The sequence below is a fragment of the Microbacterium sp. genome, from assembly GCF_035687345.1.
GTDB lineage: Bacteria > Actinomycetota > Actinomycetes > Actinomycetales > Microbacteriaceae > Microbacterium.
This window is the reverse complement of record NZ_DASRXZ010000032.1, coordinates 1-12,651: the sequence shown is the minus strand read 5'-3', so window position 1 is coordinate 12,651 and position 12,651 is coordinate 1. Positions and strand designations below refer to the sequence as shown.

11 protein-coding genes are annotated in these 12,651 nt (G+C 71.8%); 7 read left to right on the top strand and 4 right to left on the bottom strand.

Features of this window, described 5'->3' with window-relative positions; translation table 11 throughout:
* The 3 genes from VFF97_RS04035 to VFF97_RS04025 all read right to left on the bottom strand — a co-directional run.
* Nucleotides 1-780: LssY C-terminal domain-containing protein (locus tag VFF97_RS04035; protein WP_325032211.1), on the bottom strand; the 780-nt coding region annotated here is incomplete at its 3' end.
* Nucleotides 781-787: 7 nt separating this feature from the next.
* On the bottom strand, nucleotides 788-1,969 hold the full coding sequence (locus VFF97_RS04030) for an enoyl-CoA hydratase/isomerase family protein (protein WP_325032210.1): 1,182 nt from the start codon (nucleotides 1,967-1,969) through the stop codon (nucleotides 788-790).
* 58 nt (nucleotides 1,970-2,027) lie between these two features.
* The gene (locus tag VFF97_RS04025; protein ID WP_325032209.1) at nucleotides 2,028-2,594 is read right to left on the bottom strand and encodes a TetR/AcrR family transcriptional regulator; all 567 of its coding nucleotides are present in this window, start codon (nucleotides 2,592-2,594) and stop codon (nucleotides 2,028-2,030) included.
* Between the two features lie 73 nt (nucleotides 2,595-2,667).
* On the opposite strand from VFF97_RS04025, the gene VFF97_RS04020 reads away from it, so the two are divergent.
* From VFF97_RS04020 to VFF97_RS04010, 3 genes are all read left to right on the top strand, one after another.
* Nucleotides 2,668-3,243, top strand: a complete 576-nt coding sequence (locus VFF97_RS04020; protein ID WP_325032208.1) for a dihydrofolate reductase family protein — start codon at nucleotides 2,668-2,670, stop codon at nucleotides 3,241-3,243.
* 171 nt (nucleotides 3,244-3,414) lie between these two features.
* Complete coding sequence (locus VFF97_RS04015; RefSeq protein ID WP_325032207.1) at nucleotides 3,415-5,355, top strand: ATP-binding cassette domain-containing protein; 1,941 nt, start codon at nucleotides 3,415-3,417, stop codon at nucleotides 5,353-5,355.
* Nucleotides 5,352-6,176 (top strand): ABC transporter permease subunit, encoded by an 825-nt coding sequence (locus tag VFF97_RS04010; RefSeq protein ID WP_325032206.1) that lies wholly within the window; start codon nucleotides 5,352-5,354, stop codon nucleotides 6,174-6,176. The genes VFF97_RS04015 and VFF97_RS04010 overlap by 4 nt, the downstream gene beginning before the upstream one ends.
* 141 nt (nucleotides 6,177-6,317) lie before the next feature.
* Here the strand turns inward: VFF97_RS04010 and VFF97_RS04005 are convergent, their stop codons facing one another.
* Entirely contained in the window at nucleotides 6,318-6,806 is a 489-nt protein-coding gene (locus VFF97_RS04005) for a hypothetical protein (RefSeq protein WP_325032205.1), read from the bottom strand.
* A gap of 96 nt (nucleotides 6,807-6,902) precedes the next feature.
* Here VFF97_RS04005 and cofG point away from each other — a divergent pair, with 96 nt between their 5' ends.
* The 4 genes from cofG (at nucleotide 6,903) to cofC (ending at nucleotide 12,527) form a co-directional block, all read left to right on the top strand.
* On the top strand, nucleotides 6,903-9,314 hold the full coding sequence (gene cofG, locus VFF97_RS04000) for a 7,8-didemethyl-8-hydroxy-5-deazariboflavin synthase CofG (protein WP_325032204.1): 2,412 nt from the start codon (nucleotides 6,903-6,905) through the stop codon (nucleotides 9,312-9,314).
* Between the two features lie 110 nt (nucleotides 9,315-9,424).
* Entirely contained in the window at nucleotides 9,425-10,882 is a 1,458-nt protein-coding gene (locus VFF97_RS03995; protein WP_325032212.1) for an NAD(P)/FAD-dependent oxidoreductase, read from the top strand.
* Nucleotides 10,879-11,889 (top strand): glucose-6-phosphate dehydrogenase (coenzyme-F420), encoded by a 1,011-nt coding sequence (gene fgd, locus VFF97_RS03990; protein WP_325032203.1) that lies wholly within the window; start codon nucleotides 10,879-10,881, stop codon nucleotides 11,887-11,889. Before VFF97_RS03995 ends, fgd begins: the two co-directional genes overlap by 4 nt.
* Nucleotides 11,886-12,527: a 2-phospho-L-lactate guanylyltransferase gene (cofC, locus tag VFF97_RS03985; protein WP_325032202.1), complete on the top strand. Its 642-nt coding sequence runs from the start codon at nucleotides 11,886-11,888 to the stop codon at nucleotides 12,525-12,527. Before fgd ends, cofC begins: the two co-directional genes overlap by 4 nt.
* The last annotated feature ends 124 nt before the right edge of the window (nucleotides 12,528-12,651 follow it).

Below are 12,651 nucleotides of genomic sequence, written 5' to 3'. Positions count from 1 at the left end.
GCCGCCGTTGCGCGCGTGATAGCCGGTGGAGAAGTCCTCGATCACGTCGACCCGGATGCTCGGATCCGCCTCGAGCAGGGTCCGCACGATGTGGTCGCGCTCGACGTCGATGTCGTCGTCGATGCGATGCGTGATCTGCAGCGTGAACAGCGACAGGCCGACCGCTGTGTCGAACGTGCCGGCGGCGAGCCAGTCCACGCGGCGTCCGCCGGGCAGGAGCCAGTCGTCGGGGCAGCGCCAGAACCGCACGTGGTGGCGCTTGCCGGGGCTGCCGTCGACCTCCTGCTGGTACGCGAAGTCCTGCTGCCGCCCGAAGAGGAACAGCGGACTCACCGGCGCCTCGTCGTAGCTGCGGCGCGTGAGCGTCGACACCACGATGCGCCACGACGAGCGGAGCGTCACAGGGTCGGCCTTCGTCCAGCCGGCGGCACTCATGGCTCGATGGATCTGCTCCTCCGTGCCCATGAACGCGAGGTTGACGGGGTCGCCGAGCAGTCCGTCGCTCGTGCGCGTACGCCCGATGAAGTAGTCCGGTACGTAGATCGTCGTCAGGATGCGGTGCAGCCGCGGAAGCACGAGATACGCGAGCAGCGCCCAGAACACGATCCCCGCGAGGATCCCCCACCACCCGAGCGCGAACGTCTCGGTCAGGCTCAGATAGGCGAGCCAGATCGCCGCCGCGCCCGCGAAGACGAAGAAGAACCAGTCGACCGCGATTCCGCGCGACCACCGCCGAGGCCGCTGCGCGGTCTGCTTCTCGGTCGCGGTCGTCTTGCTCATCGCCGGCTCATACGGGCGGTGCGCCCCACAGGGGAGTGGTCGGCCGATACGCGAGGGCGGATGCCGCGGCATCCGGTTGCAGCTCCGCGATCGTCGCCGGGTGCCAGTGCGGGTCGCGGTCCTTGTCGATGAGCTGCGCACGGATGCCCTCGACGAGGTCGGGCTGCGTCGTGGCGAACCACATGACGAGGCCGTACTCCTGCGCGAGCGCGTCGCGCAGCGACGGCAGCTCGCGTGCCCGGCGCACCGCCGCGAGCGTGACCGCGAGGGCGGTGGGCGAGAGTTCCGCGAGGGTGTCGGCGGTCGCGCGCGCTTCGTCTCGCCGGCGCTCGCTCAGCGTCCGGGAGGATGCGAGCGCTCGCAGGCGCTCCACGATCTCTGCGACGGTGTCGGCCGAGAAGGCGTCGTCGATCCAGGAGCGGGCGGCCTCGAGCGAGGGTGCGCCCGTGGCGGCTCGGTCCTTCGACAGGCTCAGGAACCGCTCGAGTCGCTCGACGACGTCTCCTTCCCCCGGTTGCTGAGCCGCGTCCTCCGGTTGCTGAGCCGCGCCCCCCGGTTGCTGAGCCTGTCGAAGCACGAGCGCCTCCCGCAGCTCCCCCAACCGCTCCGACGGCACGATGGCGTCCGCGAACCCGGCGTACACGGCATCCGCGGCGCCCATCGTCGCCCCCGTCAGTCCGAGGTACTCGCCCAGCCGTCCCGGCGCGCGGCCGAGCAGCCACGTGCCGCCGACGTCGGGCGTGAACCCGATGCGCGTCTCGGGCATCGCGAGCTTCGAGCGCTCGGTCACGACGCGCACACGCGCGTGACCGGCCAGCCCGATGCCGCCGCCCATGGTGATGCCGTCCGCCAGCGCGATGACGGGCTTCGGATACTCCGCGATGCGGGCGTTGAGCGCATACTCCGAGCGGAAGAACTCGCCCGTCGCCTCGGGATCGCCACCCACGATCTGCTGGTGCAGCGTGCGCACGTCGCCACCCGCGCAGAACCCGCGATCGCCTTCGCCGTCGAGGAGCACGGCGTGCACGTCGGGGTCGTCCTCCCACGCGTCGAGCGCGGCGGTGAGCTCGCGGATCATCCCGAGGTCGAGCGCGTTGATCGCCCGCGGCCGGTTGAGCGTGAGCCGCCCCAGCCCGCCCGCGGCTCGCACGAGCACGGGGGGATCGACGGATGCTGCGCCCTCGGTCATCACGGGGAAAGGCTACCGGGGTCAGCGGACCGGTTCGGGGCTGCGCCCCGACACCGGATCATCGGAGGAGGCGCTCCACGAGCTCCTCCACGACCCCGTCCGCCGACAGGCCGGTGTCGATCGGCACGGTGAGGCGATCGAGCATGAGCCCGTCGAGGGCGTAATGGAACAGGGCGATCTCGGTGCGTCCGCCAGGAAGCCCTGCCTGCGCGTTGAAGGCGACGTCGTCTTCGAACGAGCGCTGCCGCCATGCACCGAGCGTCTGCGCGACCGACGGGCGGCGCGATGCCTCCAGTCTCAGCTCGAACAGCGCGAGGGTCACCTGCGGGTCGGCGGTGAGCCGGCGAACGATGTCGCGCACGTAGTCGGCGAAGAGCGCGCGGTCGGGTGTGCGGCCCGCGAGGGGCGCGAGAACGACCGGGTCGGGAGTCAGTCGCTCCGCGATGCGGTCGACGAGCGCCGCGATGAGGTCGTCGCGGGTCGCGAAGTAGTTCGAGGCGGTGCCCCGAGGAACACCTGCGGCCGCATCGACAGCTCGGTGCGTGAGGCCGCGAGCGCCCTCCTCGGCGAGCACGCGGATGCCCGCGTCGGCGAGCGCTGAGCGTCGTTCGTCGTTGCGGGCCATGGCGTCATACTAGCCAAACCACGACGGCTGTCGTACTGTAACTACGACACATGTCGTGATTGGAGCACTTCCCATGCGAGAACTCGTCTACTACGTCGCCGTCACCCTCGACGGGTGCATCGCCGACCCCGACGGCGGTTACGACGCCTTCCTCATCGAAGGCGACCACAGTTCGGTGGTGCTCGGCGAGTACGCGGACGCCCTCCCGGCCCACGCGCACGCCGCGCTGGGAACCACTCCGCCCGGAACCCGGTTCGACACCGTGATCATGGGCTGGAACACCCTGCTCCCCGCCCTCGACGTCGGCATCGCGAGCCCCTACCCGCACCTGCGCCAGGTCGTCGCGAGCCGGCGCGACCGCGAGCACGACCCCGCGATCACGCTCACCGACGACCCGCTCGCCACCGTCCGCGCCTTGAAGGAGGATGACGGCCTCGACATCTGGCTCGCAGGCGGAGGCGAGCTCGCCGGCGCGCTGCTCCCCGAGATCGACCGCCTCGTGCTCAAGCGGAACCCCTTCGCGTTCGGCTCGGGCATCCCGCTGTTCGGTCGGGCACCGTGCGAGCCCCGCCGGTTCGCCCTGACCGAGGTGCGCGCTTTCGAGTCGGGCGTCGTCGTCGAGGAGTACGTGCGCGAATCGGAGTTCTGACGGATGCGGCATCCGCCGTCTGCGCCCGCCGACCCGCTCCCTGGGGAGATTTCCCTTCGTCGGTCCCGACTTTCCGACAAGATAAGGGGGACAGCACACTAGGCGAGAGGGTGGCGAATGCCCGAAGGACTTGCGCTGGAATTCTCGGGCTTGACCAAGCGGTTCGGAGCGGTGACCGCAGTCTCTGACTTCACCGCTCACGTCGAGCCGGGCTTGGTGACCGGATTCCTCGGTCCCAACGGCGCCGGCAAGACCACCACCCTGCGTGTGCTGCTCGGCCTCGTGCGCCCGACCGCCGGCACGGCGACGATCGGCGGCCTGCCGTACGCGAAGCTCAAACAGCCCCTGCAGACCGTGGGCGCGGTTCTCGAAGCGTCGAGCTTCCACCCTGGCCGTTCGGGTGCGGCGCACCTGAAGGCGTACGCGCAGGCGGCGTCGCTGCCGACGTCGCGCGTCGACGAGGTGCTCGGTCTCGTAGGACTCGCGGATGCCGCCGGCCGCAAGGTCGGCGGCTACTCGCTCGGCATGCGCCAGCGTCTCGGCCTCGCCTACGCGCTGCTCGGAGACCCCGGCGTGCTCGTGCTCGACGAGCCCGCGAACGGCCTCGACCCCGAGGGCATCAAGTGGATGCGCGTGCTCCTGCGCCAGCTCGCGCGCGAAGGGCGCACGGTGCTCGTGTCGTCGCACCTGCTCGCCGAGGTGCAGCAGACGGTCGACTCGCTGCTGATCATCTCGCAGGGCCGGCTCGTGTTCCAGGGACCCCTCGAAGACCTCGCCGACCCCACCGAGTACGCCACGGTCGTCGACTCCCCCGACCGCCCCGCGCTCCTCGCCGCCCTCACCGCGGCCGACGTGCCGTACGAGCTCCTGCGTTCGGGCGTCACGATCCGCGGCATCGAGCCGGCACGCGTCGGTGCGGTCGCGGCCGCCGCCGGCGTCGCGCTGTCGGCACTCCAGCAGCGCGGCCCCGCGCTGGAAGAGGTGTTCCTCGACCTCGTCAACGGCGCGCGGGTGCATCCGAGCGCAGCGGGCGTCGCGGTCGTCGAAGCCGGCGAGACGGATGCCGCACCCGCCGTCGCCGCAGCAGAGACGCCCAGCGGTGAATCGGCTGAACCCGAGACGCCGGACGCCGCAGGCGGCGAGGCCGAAGCGGCCGCATCCGATACGGTTCCCGTCGAACCGGCCGAGCCCGGCGGCCCCGTGCCCGTCGGTCACACCGAGCCCGACGAGCTCGAGCCCGAAGACGAAGCCGCGGCGGCCGACGCCGAGGCCGCCGAGACGTCGACGCTCTCGGCGACGTTCGACACCGAGACGGGCGGAACGCCGCAAGCGGCGTTCGTCTCCAGCGCGATCGCCGCGGCGGCAGCCGCCTACCGCGACGACGAGCCGACATCGTACGAGCCGGCGGCGACGGAGACGCCGGACGAGACGACGGATGCGGCGGCCGAGGCGCCGAGCGACGAGGAGTCCGCGGCATCCGAAGCGACGCCTGCCGACTCCGAGTCCCCCCTCGACGAAGCGCCTGCGGTCGACGTCGATCCCGCGACGCCCATCACCGCCTCGTTCGCGGTCGCGAGCACGGGGATCATCGACATCGTTCCGCCGCCGTCGGACGCCTCGACCGATTCGGCTGCCGAGGCTGGGGCCGAGGACTCCGATGTCGACGTCGAAGCCCTGGATGACGTCGATGAGGAGCTCACCAGCGCAGACGAGGAGCGCGTGTTCGCGATGCCCGCAGCAGGCGGCGCCGACGACACCGACCTCCCGGAGGACTCCGACGTCGATGTGGAGGCGATCGGGGAGATCGACGAAGAGCTCTCCACGCCCGACCTCAGCGACGACGAGGCGGCGGGTGAGGCATCCGTCTCGTCGCCCGACGTCGAAGGCGACGAGCAGCGGCCGTGGGGCGAGTACGTCAAGACCGAGGCGGATCTCGAGGCCGACCGGTTCTTCGCGGCGTTCGACGGGAGCTCCGAGTCGAGCGACGACGCGAGTGAGGCCCCCGACGGCGGTGGCGAAAGCCCGCCGGACGACACCGGCGGCGGAGAGGGAGAGCCCGCCGAAGCCACCGAAGAGAACCAGGACGAGCACGAAGGGGGTGAGCCTCGATGAGCGTGGTCGCCGCGAGCCGTTCCGAATTCACGAAGCAGTTCTCGACGTCGATGTGGTGGATCCTCGCGATCGTCCTCGTCGCGTACGTCGGGTTCACCGCCGCCGTGCTCGCCTTCGCCCTGGCGGCATCGACCACCGGCGCGATCGGCGGCGAAGGGCCGTCTCTGCCGGCGGAGCAGATCAGCCCGCTGCTCTACAGCGTCGGCACCGCGGTCGGGTACGTCTTCCCGCTCTTGATCGGCACGCTCATGGTGACGACGGAGTTCCGCCACAAGACGCTCACCCCGACGTTCCTCGCGACGCCGCGTCGCGGCACGGTGCTGTGGGCGAAGATCGTGGTCGGCATCGTCGTCGGCGCGCTGTTCGGCGTGATCGGCGTCATCGCATCGGTCGGGCCGGCGGCGGCGTTCCTCGTCGGCTACGGCCTCGACACCGACTTCGCATCCGCCGACACGTGGGCCCTGCTCGGCCGCATGCTCATCGCGTATGTGCTGTGGGTCGTGATCGGCATCGGCGTCGGCGCGCTCGTGCGCAACCAGGTCGGCGCGGTCGTCGGCGTGCTCGTGTTCACCCAGTTCCTCGAGCCGGTCGCACGCGCAGCAGCGGCATTCGTCGAGCAGATCGAGCCGGTCGTGCGCTACCTGCCCGGCGCGGCGAGCGACGCGCTCGTCGGTGCGAGCATCTTCACGCTGTCGGCCGGACCCGGCGGAGGCACCGGCGACCCGCTCGAGTGGTGGGCCGGAGGGCTCGTGCTGCTCGCGTACGCGGTCGTGGCGCTGCTGCTCGGCTACTTCACGAGCTGGCGTCGCGACGTCTCGTAGCCCATACGCGGACCGGCGTGGCACGCCCGTGCCCTCTGCCGGTCCCTGAGCGAGGAGCGCAGCGACGAGACGAAGGGCGCGTGCGTGGTGCGCTTCGTCTCGCTGCGCTCGCTCAGCATCCGGAAGCGGCGCAGAGACGCCTCAGGTCGCGGGCGCGGGACTCGGCGCGGGCCGCGGCTTCTTCTTCTTGCCGCCCGGCTTCGGCCCGGCGCCGCCCTCGGGCTGCACCGGCACGGGAGCCGTTGCCGCGATCTCGGTGACCTCGGCGAGCTCCGCCTCGCCGTCCAGCTGAAGCGCTTGCACGAGCGCGAGGCCGTGACGGGTCGTGAGGATCACGCGATCGAACTCGTCGTGCCCCTCGAGATCGATCACGACGCCCGCGCGGTGGCGCCGGATGAGCGCGAAGTCCGTGCCGCCGGCCGACTTCCACGTGCCCATCGCAGCGATCCCCCACAGGTGCGTGCCGGGATCGGGAACACCCCGCAGCCACATCCACGCATCCTCGGTGAGCTGCACCTTCTTGATGGTGGACCGCTCGATCAGGACATTCCCCTTGCGGAATGACAGCGCCCGCTCGACCTTCGACAGCGCGACCTCGAGTCGCGTGGAGTCGAGCAGCAGGGTCACCATGGGACTAGTCTGCCAGCGGGCAGCGGGAGTCCGCGGGCCATTTGATGACAGAGACGCAACGATCCGCCCGTCCCCCGACGGTGCAAGACTGGAACGGTGACCCTGCTCGACCCGGCGCCCGCGCCGTCGCGCGTCTCGACCGCCGACGCCCTGGAGCGCGCCGAGCGCGGCGACCGACTCGACGTCGACGGCGCGCTGGCCCTGCTCGCCGCGAAGGACGACGACTTCGATCGGATGCTGCGGCTCGCCGCATCCGTACGCGATGTCGGCCTCGAACAGGCCGGACGACCCGGTGTCATCACCTACTCGCGCAAGGTGTTCGTTCCGCTCACGACGCTGTGCCGCGACCGCTGTCACTACTGCATCTTCGTCGACACCCCCGGCCAGCTGCTCAAGAAGCACAAGCCGATGTACATGTCGCCCGAGCAGGTGCTCGCGGTCGTGCGGCAGGGCCAGGCGCTCGGGTGCAAAGAGGCGCTCCTGACGCTCGGCGACCGCCCGGAAGACCGCTGGCCCGAGGCGCGCGCGTGGCTCGACGAGCACGGCTTCGCGTCGACGCTCGACTACGTCGCGCACATCGCACGACGGATCACCGCCGAGACCGGCCTGCTCGCGCACCTCAACCCCGGCGTGATGAGCGCCGACGAACTGCGGATGCTGCGCCCGACCGCACCCTCGATGGGCATGATGCTCGAAACGACATCACGGCGCCTGTTCGAGGAGCCGGGTCAGGTGCACTACGGGTCGCCCGACAAGGATCCGGCCGTGCGCCTCGCGGTGATCGAGGACGCCGGGCGCGAGCGCATCCCCTTCACGACGGGAATCCTCGTCGGCATCGGCGAGACGCTGCGCGATCGCGCCGAGTCGCTCGTCGCACTGCGCGAGTCGCATGAGCGGCACGGGCACGTGCAGGAGGTCATCGTGCAGAACTTCCGCGCGAAGCCTCGCACCGCCGCGCAGAGCGCGCCCGATGCCGACCTGCTGGAGTACGTCGCGACCGTCGCCGTCGCTCGGCTCGTGTTCGGGCCGCGCATGCGCATCCAGGTGCCGCCGAACCTGTCCGACCCCACCGAGTTCGAGCTCCTCGTGCGGGCGGGCGCCGACGACTGGGGTGGTGTCTCGCCGCTCACGGCCGACCACGTGAACCCCGAGCGTCCGTGGCCGCACCTGTCCGACCTCGCCGCGCGCACCGCCGCGCTCGGCTTCGAGCTGCGGGAGCGCTTGACGGCGCATCCGGAGTACGTGACGGATGCCGAGACCTGGCTCGACCCCGGGATGCACGCGCCGGTGGCGGCGCTCGCCGACCCGGCGACGGGCTTGGCGGCCGGCGACGTCAAACGGCCGGGCTCGATCGCGACATCGGGCACTCCGAAGGCCGGTGCGACGGGATCCGGCCCGGCGCTTTCACGCGCCATCCGCGTTCCCGGTCTCCCAGACGGGAGGCTCGGCGATGAGGACGTCCGACGCCTGGCGGAGTCCGCGGCCTCCGACCCCCTCGCGCTCGCCGACGAGGAGTGGGCGATCCTGCTCACGGCCACCGGCGGCGGGCTCGACGCGCTCGCGGCGACGGCCGACGACGTGCGGCGATACACCGTCGGGGAGGCCGTGAGCCTCGTGGTGAACCGCAACCTCACGTCGAGCGGCTTCCGTGCGAGCGGCGCGAGCGCGCCCGACGAGTTCGACCTCGACGACGCCGCCGCGATCGCCGCCGACGCGTGGGACCTCGGCGCGACCGAGCTGTGCGTGCAGGGACGCCTGCCCGATGCCGAGGTGCCCGAGGGGTACCTCGAGATCGTGCGTGCCGTGAAGGCGGCGACACCCGACATCCACGTCCACGCGTACCGTCCGCAGGACGTGTGGGACCTCGCCGATCGCAGCGACCTGGACCTCGACGGCGCCCTCGCGGCGATGCGAGACGCGGGGGTGGACACGGTGCCGGGCACGGGCGTGAAGGTGCTCAGCGAACGCGTGCGTGCGCTGGTCGCGCCGACCGACCTCGAGATCGACCGCTGGGTCGAAGGGATCACCGCCGCGCACCGCGCCGGCTTCCGCTCGACGTCGGTGCTCTTCTACGGACACGTCGAGACCGCCGCCGAGCGCATCGCACACGTGCGGGCCCTCCGCGGAATCCAGGACGCGACGGGCGGGTTCACCGAGTTCGTGCCGATTCCCCTGCCGGGTCCGGCGGGCGGCGTTCCCCTCGTCGCGGACCGTTCGCCCGTCGACGAGCACCGCGCGATGGTCGCCGTCTCGCGGCTCATGCTGAGCGGGAGCATCCCGCACATTCAGATCCCGTGGACGCGCGTCGGCCGCGAGACCGCCGCCGCGCTCCTCCAGGCGGGCGGCGACGACCTCGGCGGCACGCTGCTCGACGGTCGGGTCAAGCCCGAGGCGGGCATCGAGTTCGGTCTCGAACTGCCCGTGGCGGATGCCGCGGCGATCGCCGCGCGCCTGTTCCGCCCATTCCGTCAGCGCACGACCGACTACCGCACTGCGAGCGTGCGATGACGGATCCTCGCGGACGGCGCTTCGTCTCGCCTTCGGCTCGCTCGGCGACCGGGGTCGGGCCTTCGCCTCGCTCAGCGTCCGGCGGGCGCCTTGGCAGGGTCGACGTCGCGATCATCGGCGCCGGCTTCGCGGGCATCGCGATGGCCATCGCGCTCAGGCGCGCGGGCCGAGACGACTTCACGATCCTCGAGCGGGCGTCGGCCCTCGGCGGCACCTGGCGCGACAACACGTACCCCGGCGTCGCATGCGATGTCCCCGCGCACCTCTACGGACTCGCGAGCCACCCGAACCCGGACTGGTCGGGCCTCTACGCGCGCGGCGACGAGATCCAGCGGTACCTCGAAGGCGTCGCCGAGCGCGAGGGCCTGGGCGACCGCATCCGTCTCAACGCCCCTATGACGGGCGCCCGTTGGGATGACGACGATGACCTCTGGCTCGTCGAGACGCCGTCCGGAACCGTCGCGGCGAACACCCTCGTGCTCGCGTGCGGGCGGCTGACCGAGCCGAGGATTCCCGACGTCGCCGGGCTCGAGACGTTCCCCGGTCCGATGTTCCACTCCTCGCGCTGGGACCACCCGACCGACCTCACCGGCCTGCGCGTCGCGGTGGTCGGCAGCGGCGCGAGCGCCGTGCAGCTCTCCCCCGAGCTCGCGAAGATCGCGGAAGTCACGCTCTTCCAGCGCACTCCCGCGTGGATCGTCCCCCGCGGGGCGCACCCTTACACGGACGCCGACCGCGAGCGGCTCGCGTCGCACCCCGAAGAGCTCGCGCGGCTGCGCGCGGCCCTGTACGCCGAGGGCGAGGCGCGCTTCGCGTCGCGGTCGGGCGATGCCGAGGCGTCCGCGACCGCCAAGGCCATCGCGCTCGCGCACCTCGAGGCGCAGGTGCCCGACCCCGCGCTGCGCGCCCTCCTCACGCCGGACTACGCGTTCGGGTGCAAGCGCGTCCTGCTGTCGGATGACTTCTACCCCGCGGTGTCGTCGGGGGCGATCCGGCTCGTGCCGTCGGCGCTCGCCGCCGTCGAGGGAACGACGCTCGTGGCATCCGACGGGTCTCGGCATGAGGCCGATGCGCTCGTGCTCGCGACCGGCTTCGCGACGACCCGCCAGCCGTACGCCGACCTCGTGCACGGCGAGGGCGGCGAATCGCTCGCGGTGCACTGGTTCGAGGGCATGACCTCATTCGGATCGACCGTCGTGTCGGGGTTCCCGAACCTGTTCATCCTCGACGGCCCGAACGCGGCGCTCGGGCATTCGTCGTCGATCCTCATGATCGAGGAGCAGGCCGCGTACACGGTGCGGTGCCTCGTCGAGCGCGACCGCGCGGGCGGCGTGCTGCGGGTCGATCCGGGTGCGGAGGCCGCGTACACGGACGAGATCGCGGATGCCGCGGCCTCCACCCCCTGGCTCACCGGGGGGTGCCGCAACTGGTACGTCGACGAAAGGTCCGGCCGGCTCACGCTGCTGTGGCCCGGTACGGTGGACGCCTTCCGCGCGCGGCTCGCGCGCGCCGACGGCTCGGAGTTCGTCCATGTCCGCGCAGCCCGCGCGATGAAGGGAGTCACATGACCGTTCCGCTGCGGTTCGGATACAAGGCGTCGGCCGAGCAGTTCGGGCCGACGGAGCTGCTCGACTACGCGATGCTCGCCGAGGAGATGGGCTTCGACTCGGTGTTCGTGTCGGACCACCTGCAGCCGTGGCTGCACGAGGGCGGGCACGCCCCGGCATCCGTCCCCTGGCTCGGCGCGCTCGGCGCGAAGACCAGCCGAGTGCTCATCGGAACGTCGGTGCTCACCCCGACGTTCCGGTACAACCCGACGGTCGTCGCACAGGACTTCGCGACGCTCGGGGTGCTGTACCCCGGGCGCGTGATCCTCGGCGTCGGCACGGGCGAGGCGCTCAACGAGGCGAACCTCGGGATCGAGTGGCCCGATCCGCCCGAGCGCTTCCGCCGCCTCAAGGAGGCGATCGGGCTCATCCGGCGCCTGTGGTCGGAGGACCGCGTCAGCTTCGAGGGCGAGTTCTACACGACGAAGAACATCACCATCTACGACAAGATGGACGACCCCGTGCCGATCTACATCGGTGCGGCCGGCCCCGCCGCGACGCGCCTCGCGGGCCGCATCGCCGACGGCTTCATCACGACGAGCGGCAAGAAGCGCGAGCTCTACACCGACACGCTGCTGCCGGCCCTGCGCGAAGGGCTCGAGAAGGCCGGTCGCACACCGGACTCGATCGACACCCTCATGGAGATCAAGGTGTCGTTCCACCCCGACCGGCAGGCCGCCCTCGAGAAGACCCGATTCTGGGCGCCGCTCGCGCTGAGCCCCGAAGAGAAGATGGGCGTCGACGACCCTCTCGAGATGCAGCGCCTCGGCGAGCAGTTGCCGATCGAGCGCGCCGCGTCGCGGTTCATCGTGTCGGACGATCCGGACGAGCACGTCGAGCGCATCGCGTGGTACATCGACCTCGGCTTCCGGCACCTCGTGTTCCACGACCCGGGCGCCGACCAGGCGGAGTTCCTGCGGATGTACGGGGCGGAGATCCTCCCGCGCCTGCGCGCACGGTTCGCGTGACCGACGCCGCTGGGCCGGCGCCGGGCTGGACTGTCGTCGTGCCGGTCAAGCCCGCCGACCGTGGCAAGTCCCGCCTCGACGTGCCGGGCGTCGACCGTGTGGCGCTCGCGCGGACGATCGCCCTCGACACGATCGCGGCCGTCGCCGCGTGCGAGGCGGTCGAGCGGGTCGTCGTCGTGGGCGACGACGGCGGACTCGCTCTCGAGGCGAGCGGCATTCCGGGCCTGCGCTTCGTGCCCGAGCCCGCGCCGGGCGGGCTGAACGCCGCGATCGCCGCCGGCATCGAGACGCTGAACGAGCGGATGCCGCGTGCCGCCCTGCTCGGAGACCTCCCCGCCCTGCGCCCCGAGGACCTCGCCGAGGCCCTGCGCGCCGCGCGCGGCGTCGCGCGCGGAGTCGTCGCCGACGCGGACGGCACGGGCACGACGCTGCTGACGGCGGCACCGGGGGTCGCTTGGGAGTCGGCGTTCGGCGAGGACTCGTTGGCGAGCCACCGCGCAATGGGCGCGGTACCGCTGGACGTGCCGGATGCGTCGACCCTCCGTCACGACGTCGACACCGCCGAGCACTTCGCGGCCGCGCTCGCCCTCGGGCTCGGGCCGCGCACGGCGGCCCTCGTTCGCGCGAGCAGGACTTAGGCCGGGCGGCGGCGCAGGGCGAACGCCGTCACGCCGAGCGCGAGGACGAGGGCACCGGCGATCGCGCCGACGGTCCAGAAGATCACCGGGAGCTGCGGTCCCTCGGACGGGAGCGCCACGACAG